Annotated in this window: 4 protein-coding genes and 1 pseudogene; 1 reads left to right on the top strand and 4 read right to left on the bottom strand. The window is 59.3% G+C overall.

From position 1 onward, the window contains the following. Positions 1–234 precede the first annotated feature (234 nt). Positions 235–3954, bottom strand: coding sequence for an acyltransferase family protein (locus BKN05_RS11405; protein ID WP_286688689.1), 3720 nt, complete (start codon positions 3952–3954; stop codon positions 235–237). Positions 3955–4074: 120 nt separating this feature from the next. Further along, positions 4075–4917, bottom strand: a complete 843-nt coding sequence (locus BKN05_RS11400) for an HAD family hydrolase (protein ID WP_286688688.1) — start codon at positions 4915–4917, stop codon at positions 4075–4077. Between the two features lie 24 nt (positions 4918–4941). Between BKN05_RS11400 and BKN05_RS11395 the strand changes: the two genes are divergently transcribed. Further along, complete coding sequence (locus BKN05_RS11395; RefSeq protein WP_286688687.1) at positions 4942–5985, top strand: 3-hydroxyisobutyryl-CoA hydrolase; 1044 nt, start codon at positions 4942–4944, stop codon at positions 5983–5985. Here BKN05_RS11395 and BKN05_RS11390 read toward each other — a convergent pair. Then, positions 5962–7137: a DUF6882 domain-containing protein gene (locus BKN05_RS11390; RefSeq protein ID WP_286688686.1), complete on the bottom strand. Its 1176-nt coding sequence runs from the start codon at positions 7135–7137 to the stop codon at positions 5962–5964. The genes BKN05_RS11395 and BKN05_RS11390 overlap by 24 nt on opposite strands. A gap of 42 nt (positions 7138–7179) precedes the next feature. After that, positions 7180–7581, bottom strand: a pseudogene (locus BKN05_RS11385) (hypothetical protein); the annotation flags it as partial.

The following is a 7581-nucleotide window of genomic DNA, read 5'->3' as shown; positions in this document are numbered from 1 at the left end:
AGGGCCAATATATGCTTTTGGAGCATATATTTTCCGCAAACGCGGAGTTCAGAGCATGAAAATCAACGATTCCGGACACACATTTTGTCGCTTAACCCGCTTAGGTGCACCAGCGCCCTTCGCGCTCACAGCGGATGCTGCTGCTAGCGGAGCACACCTTCCGGTGAGCGCGAAGGGGCGGGAGGGGAGGGAGCTAGCCGCTTTCCGACGCCCCGCCCCGCGCCGGCCTGTGCTTTACTGCGGCACGCACTGAGAGGACACAGTCTTGTCGCCAGTTGAATACTGCTTTAGAGCATCGTAGAAGGCATCCGAGTACTCGCCGGTGCGTTCCGGCATCGGGTGGACGCCATCGGAGTAGAGGATCTCCGGGTTGCTCTGTGCATGTCCGCACCAGTCAGCAATATATACGTTGTCGTATTCCTTGGCTGCGTCAAGGACATCCTGTTGGGATTGGGCCATCCATTCTCGGTCACCATAGGGAACAGCCATGACAACGGTGTGGTCTTCGCCGATGATATCTAGCGCTTCCTTGATCTGGTCCGGGAAGGCAGGGCCGTTAGTGCCAAACCCGAGGAAGACGGTGTCGCGCAGCTGGCCGGAATCCTTGAGCTGCTGCAGAATTTGGATACCCGCAGTGTAGTGGCGGGATACATCTGCATCGACGTAAATCTGCGGGAAGCGTTGCTTGAGGGCGCCACTAGAAGCCAGCATCACTGAGTCGCCGACAGCAGTGATGTCTTTGCCCTTCGGCATCGGGCGGGTCTTCTTATCCTTCGCGGCAGCCTTATCGTCGTTGTCCTCAGCAGGTGGCTGTGGAGCAGCATCATTCGGCTGCGCCGGGGCATTGTTGCTGCTCTGGTTCTGCTGCTGGAGCTGCTCCAGCTGCTGCTCCAACTCGGTCTTATCGCTGGAATTAACAACGCCGTAGACTACGCCGGCTACAGAGGCAATGACCAGGAATGGGACTACCGGCCACATGGTCTTGCCAAAGCCGTCGCGCAATTCGCTAAACCCTGGACGGCAGGACCAGTAGGTCTTCCACGTCTTCTTATAGCCGCCGCGGCGGAAAGGATTCTCAATGAACTGATAGGAAATCTCGGACAGAAGCAGCGAAATCGGCACGGCTACAAGGCCTAGGATCCACGATTTATCGGAGTTCTGGTTGCCCTCGAAAAGCGCCTTGAGCATCATGATGACTGGCCAGTGCCAGAGATACAGTGAGAAGGATCGCTGGCCAAACCAGCGCATGACCTTGGTCCTAAAGAGCGGGGTCATCGGGCCGTATTCGCGAACCACGCCCCACACCATCAGGACACCAAGCACGCTAGTGAGGAAGAGCCCACCCCGGTAGGTGATCTCCGCGTCATCCGGCATGAGGAATAGCTGGGCACCGTAGCCGATGAGCGCCAAAGTGCCAATGATTCCGGCGATGCGCGATTCGGCTTTGCCTGCCGCTGCCCACGAGTCCGCCTGTGGGTCGGACTTGGTGGAGGTCATTAGCAAAGACAGCACGGCGCCAGTGAGCAGGCCAAAAGCATGGGTATCAGTGCCGTAATAGACGCGCGTCGGGTCTTCACCCGGCACGTAAAGGAGCGCCATGGCCACGGCAGAACCGATAGCTAAGACTGCGGCTACGAGGATGGGAAGCCGGCGCGGCTTGCGGCGAGAAATCAGGAAAACGCCGGTGATAAGAAGTGGCCAGATGACATAGAACTGCTCTTCCACGGCCAACGACCAATAGTGGGCAAAGACCTGAATCTCATTGTCCGCAAAGTAGGACTGGGAGGTGGCGATCTGGGTCCAGTTATTGACAAAGAATAGGGTGCCTAAGAACTGCTGGCGCAAGCCGACCGCTAGGTCCCCGCCTATCCATGCCACCAAAGCGGTACACATGACCAGGACGGATACTGCGGCTGGGAGGATGCGCCGGAATCGACGCACCCAGAAGTCCTTCAAGCTGATTGTGCCGGAGGTACGGAATTCGCGCACCAGCAACGAGGTGATGAGGAATCCGGAGAGGACGAAGAAGAGGTCAACGCCCAAGTAACCACCGGGAAGAAGGGAAGGGAAGAAGTGGTACAACACTACGGCAATAACTGCGAGTCCGCGCAGTCCATCCAGCCCCTTGACCTGGCGCAGGCGGGCGTGGCGCTTCTTTTTAACGACCTTGCTCTCAGGCGGCGTAGCCAGTGCTTCAGGATCCTTGGCCTGCATTTGTAGCGGATACTTAGATTTAGTATCTACCTGCGTGGCCGAGGCCTGCTGTGATGCTGGCTTCTGCGCAGCTTGTTGTGACTGGCGCGGTGCCGCCTTTGCCTGTGGCTTTTCAAGCGCTGGATGTTGCTTCTTCGACGGCTGTGCCTTCTCTCGCTTTTTCTCAGCGGCGGCAGCGGCCGTACCCACTCCAGCTGCTGCAGCGCCTGTCACAGCGGACTTGTCGGCCTTTGCAGGCGCCATCTTCGGAGCGGCTTGAGGTTCGGCCTTCTTCGGCTGGGGCGAATCAAGCTGTTGCTTTGCCTTGGGCTTTTGGGCAGCTCGCGACGGCTTTTGCTGAGCTGGGGTAGGAGTGCCCACCTGCTGCGATTTGCGAGCCAATCCGCGACTGATATCGGAGGGCTTAACCTGCGGGCGGCGCTTGGTTACCTTCTTGGCGTTGTCTTGAGGCGTCGTCTCCTTTGCCTTCGGCTGCGGCTGTTGCTTTTTCGCCTGTTGCGTGGGCAGGTTGCCCTTAGAGGGTGCGCCTTGCTGCGATTTCGGCTGGACTACCTTGTTTCCTTTGTGGGCAGTCTGGTTTTGCGCCGCCCCAGCTTTCTGCTGAGAAGGATCAGATGCAGTCTTTGGCGCAGCTACCTTCGGCTTGGGGGTAGCGGTGCCGTTTTTTGGCGCTGGAGCGCTAGGGGCCGAGGCCGGTGGAGCAGCCTTTTGCTTTGCGGCGCCGGGAGTACGCGCTGATCCTTGGCCCTTGGACGGTTGCGAGGGCTTCGACGGCTGCGCACTCTTCATCGGCGTTGGTTGCGGCTGTGGTTGCTGTTTTGCCGAGTTTGCCGGGACCTGCTTGGGGGAGCGTGGCTTCTGCGTTGGCTGCTGGTCCGTGGCTGGCTTGGAATTAGCCGGCTGGGATTTCTGCGGCTTTGCCGGTTGCGGGGAAGCCTTCTTCGCGCTGGAAGAAGAGGATGGCTTGGGTGCCTGCTTCGGTTTCTGGGCGCTGGGGCGAGCCTGCTGTGCGGGCTTTACCGCGCCTTTCTGAGAAGGTTGGGTGACAGGCTTCGCGGCCGGCTTCGTGGAAGTACTGCGGGCAGAAGGGGTCTTTGGGGAGTTCTTAGAGGGGGTGGTGCTGAAGCTTGCGCCGCGGCGAGGTCGTTGAACCGGTTCGTGCGCTTTGCGCTGTGGCTTCTTGTCCTGAGCGGGCGAGTCTTGTTGCTTTTTAACAGCTGCTTTGGGGGAGGATTCTGCCTCGGTTTCTTGTGCCGTGGATGGCTTGGCAGCAGATTTTTGGGCTGCAGGCGATGGCGAGGTGGACTTAGGCTGCTGCGGTTTTGCGGAAGTGGCCTTGCTTGCCTGTGGTTTTTCGGTGCTGGGGCGAGTGGTGTCCTTAGCCGCGGGCTTGGCGGCAGGCTTTGCATCTTTCGGTTTCGCAGCAGCAGACTTGGATTCGGAAGCCTGTGCAGACTTCGTCGGAGTGGGCTTGCGCGCGGGTGCCTGCTTAGCCTGGTTCTTAGACTCGCCGTCCTTAGCGGTACGGTCCTGGGGCTTGCCCTTCGGCTCGGTGGATTGTGCACCCGTGGTGGATTCGGTGTTGGCCGATTTCTGGGGCGCAGAATCCTTTTTATTAGGGGTTTGGGGCGCACTGGTAGAGCCAGCTTTGGGCTGTACTGGCTGATAGACCGGTGTGCGTGGTTCGTTCGAACGCCCAGGTTTCTTCTTCCCCAGCAGTGAGCGCAAAATTTGCTTCACAAAAACTCCCAAAGCACTACGTATATTTTCTAAGCGGACTATTTTAGCCTGCGCACCAGCACTTCTTCCCATGCGGGGGCGTAACGGTGCGGCGCGCGGGGCGGAGGCGAAAATTCGAGTCTAAGACTCTTCGCTGTCAAAAAGCTGACGCAGAACTGCCATGACCCCATATTCGGTATTGGGTGGGGCAATGTGATCGGCGATTTCCTTCAACTTTGGGTGCGCATTTTCCATTGCGATCGCGGTGCCTGCCTCGCGGAGGAGCTCGTAGTCATTGAGGAAATCACCGAAAGCGGCGGTACGAGGTATGGGAACCGAGAGGAGCTCGGCCATGGTCTGTAGCGCTACGCCCTTGTTGACGCCAGCGGACATGACATCGAGCCATACGGCGCCAGAGATGGCGATATTGTGTTCCGGTACAGCCGCAAGAAGGGGCTGGTGTAGGTGCTCTTCGCTGCCGTCGGCGCAGTAAGCGGCGATTTTGATGATGTCCGCATCCAGTAGCGCATCGAGGTCATCTACCCATTCCACTGACCTGTAGTACTTGGCAATCTCAGCGCGGGCCTGCTCGTCGGCGTCCTGGTGTACATAGGCGGTATCCGGCGTGCACAGCACTACGGTATGCGGGGTTTCGACAGACTGGAGTGCGGCCATGGCGGCGCGCACGGCTGTGCCGGGCAGGGTAGTGGCGCTGATGACGCGATGATCATGGACGACCACGGAGCCATTTTCTGCGATGAAGGTGTCCTCGTTCGGAAACATCTCTTGCAGGGTGGCGAGCTGGCGGCCCGAGGCGGGTACTAGGGTGACGCCGAGCTGGTGGGCACGGGTGCTGATCGCGGCGAAATCTGGTGGAAGCTGCCCGTTGCCGTCCAGTAGGGTGCCGTCCATATCCAGGGCGATGAGCTGTGGGAGCAAAATTCCGAACCTATCTGTGAATTGGCTGATGGTGGATAGGTGCATGCGTTCTGTGTCACACTAGGGGTTATGACTAATACTGCACCTATCGTTTCCTCAATCCGTAACCATACCGGAGTCATTGAGCTCAACCGCCCCAAGGCTCTCAATTCTCTCACCCCGGAAATGATCCACCTCATTGCGGAGTCGCTGGCGCAGTGGCGCGACAACGATGAGGTAGAACAGGTGCTGTTTACCTCGACTAGCCCCAAGGCATATTGCGCCGGCGGCGATGTTCGCTACGCCCGCGAAGGGGTCAAGGAGGGCAAGGTGGATGAGGTCGATGCCTTCTTCGCCACCGAATACACGTTGAACGGTGATATCGCGGAATATCCCAAGCCCATCGTGGCGCTCATCGATGGCATCGCTATGGGAGGTGGTCTGGGCATTTCCGCCCATGGGTCCCACCGCGTGGTTACGGAGAAAACCTTTGCCTCCATGCCAGAGATGAATATCGGCTACGTCACCGACGTAGGCATGGCCTATGCCGCCCAGCGCGCGGTGGGAACGCGTGGGAAGGCCTCGGCCGAGTTGGCGAAGTTCTGGGGGATTACCGGCTACCGCATGCATGCCGCAGATCTCCTGTGGAGCGGGCTGGCCACCCACTATGTGGCGGACGGCGAGGTCTTTGCTAACGCGGTTATCGAGAATGGACTAGCCACGGCGCTGTCCCAGCACGCCACCGCACCTAGCGGCGAGGTTCCCCTGGCCGAGTTTATCGACGCCATCGAGGACGCCTTTGCCCACGACACCTGGCAAGACATTTCCGCGGCCGTGGAACAGTACCCAGGACTGAAAAAACTGGTAGAAAAGCTGACCGCGCAGGCGTGCCCTACCTCCATCGTGGCGGCCATGGAGCTATTCCGCGCCGAGCAGGAGTGCAGCAGCATCCGCGAAGCGCTAGATATGGAGACCAACCTGGGTGCTTATATGTACCGCCGTGGGGACTTTGCCGAGGGCGTGCGAGCGGTCTTGGTGGATAAAACCAACGATGCGGCATTTGAGCCTGCCGCGCTTGCCGACGTCGACGTGGACGCCCTCCGCAGCGCCTTACACGTCCACCCCGCGAAATGATCCATAGGCGGCGCGGGCGCGATCGGCGTTGATCCATGAGGGAGGGGGCACCGACAGCGTCGCTTCGGTGGCTGCCGGAGTCGGCTCCGGGAGGTGTAGCTGTGGGGCGTCGAGCAGGACGAGGCCCACGCGGGCGTCGGCAAGCGTAGCGCCCGCCAGCGTCCAGATCCCCAAAATGGGCAAAGCTAGGTGCGGGAGCTGGTGCCCGCGCGCCATCGGAAGCGGAAGGTGGGGGCGCACCAGTTCGGGCACGGCCTCGTCGATGCCAAAGCGCGCTAGGTTTCTTGCCAACCGCGCGGCCGCGGTGTCCTTGAGCTTCGGATCCGCCCAGGCCCACGTGAATTCCTCGTCCGAAATGGTCGCGATAAGCACCGCGTTGGCCGTCATCTGCCCGCCGCTGTAGGACACCGTGGCGGCGGCCTTTTCCACATCGAGTTCTACTGTGGCATCTGGGAAGTTGCCTTGGAAAAACATCTGGCTTTCGGTGCTTAAGTAAAAGGCGTCCTCCAAGACGCGAGCGGCCGCCAAGCCCGGGGTGATGCTGGAAATCTTGTGTACCCCGGGGCTTGACTGCTCAAAACGCACCGTGGCGCCATCTGAAAAATGCAGGTAGGGCTCTTCCGCGGTGGACTCCATGTCTAGGTAGCGGGCAAGTGCGAGGGCCGGTCCCTTCTCGTCCATTTCCGTGCTGCTGTGTTGGAGACCGTGCAGCAAGGTCTGGCGAAAGTCCAGGTAGGGGTGGAAATCTACCGCAACGATGGCCACGTGCTCGCCTTGCCGGGCGCGCAGCACCGGCATATTGCCGACGATAAGGGAGGCATAAGCAACCATTCGGTCGACGTCTGTGCTGGCGGCAGCTGACTGCCGAAGGTCGGCAAAATGCTCGGTCGCAGCGGTAGTCCAGCGCCAGGTGCCTGCGGCGATGACGGCGAGACGCACGCCACGGAAATCAGTAACGTGCCGCGCGGAACTTATCCTCGCCTCCACTAGCTGATCGGTGACAAAGTTGCCTTTATCGTCAGTGGAGGGGCCGAGGAAATTAAATTCCACGTCGGTCGCCTCCCCGATGCGGTCTTGAAATGCGGCATTAACGCCCGCTTGAATGAAGCGGGCGTTTTGCGCGGTGCTCGATATAGGGGCTTTCTTATCCATAACTATTGCCGAGCATACGGATTAAAGCGCCCATTAGGCTAGCTAGTCGATGGCGCGCACGGTGGCAAAGGCTGTGCGAACTATCTCATGCTTTGTGTGAGCGTCCAGTGATTCTTCGGCCTGGGAGCGACGGTGGATTTCTTTCATGCTCATCGCACTGGCACCCGCACACGCTTGGAGAATGACCGCGATCTCAAAGCGCGACTTATCCGGGACGCGTTGGTGGAAAGCTTCCAAAACTTGGTCAGCTACGACTTGGAATTGTTGGCGCTTTTTCGAGGTATGGCTCAAGTTTTCTAAAGCCTCGCCAATGGTGAAAAGAGAGGTAAAAGAATGTAGCTCTTTGCTGTCGATTTGGGGTAGTTGGTACCGCGAGTCTGCGTAGTTGGTACCGGTGTTCCACGTACCCGGTACTGCAAGGGGTTTTCTTTCATAGTTGATGTT

The sequence above is a fragment of the Corynebacterium sp. S5S1 genome (assembly GCF_001913985.1).
Lineage (GTDB): Bacteria > Actinomycetota > Actinomycetes > Mycobacteriales > Mycobacteriaceae > Corynebacterium > Corynebacterium marquesiae.
Note: the sequence above shows the minus strand (reverse complement) of the source record. Positions and strands in the feature narration are given on the sequence as shown.

What these genes read in the sequence shown, in the direction of transcription:
- BKN05_RS11400 (WP_286688688.1), bottom strand. Translation starts at nt 4,917, where the DNA reads ATGCACCTATCCACCATCAGCCAATTCACAGATAGGTTCGGAATTTTG.
- BKN05_RS11395 (WP_286688687.1), top strand. Translation starts at nt 4,942, where the DNA reads ATGACTAATACTGCACCTATCGTTTCCTCAATCCGTAACCATACCGGA.
- BKN05_RS11390 (WP_286688686.1), bottom strand. Translation starts at nt 7,137, where the DNA reads ATGGATAAGAAAGCCCCTATATCGAGCACCGCGCAAAACGCCCGCTTC.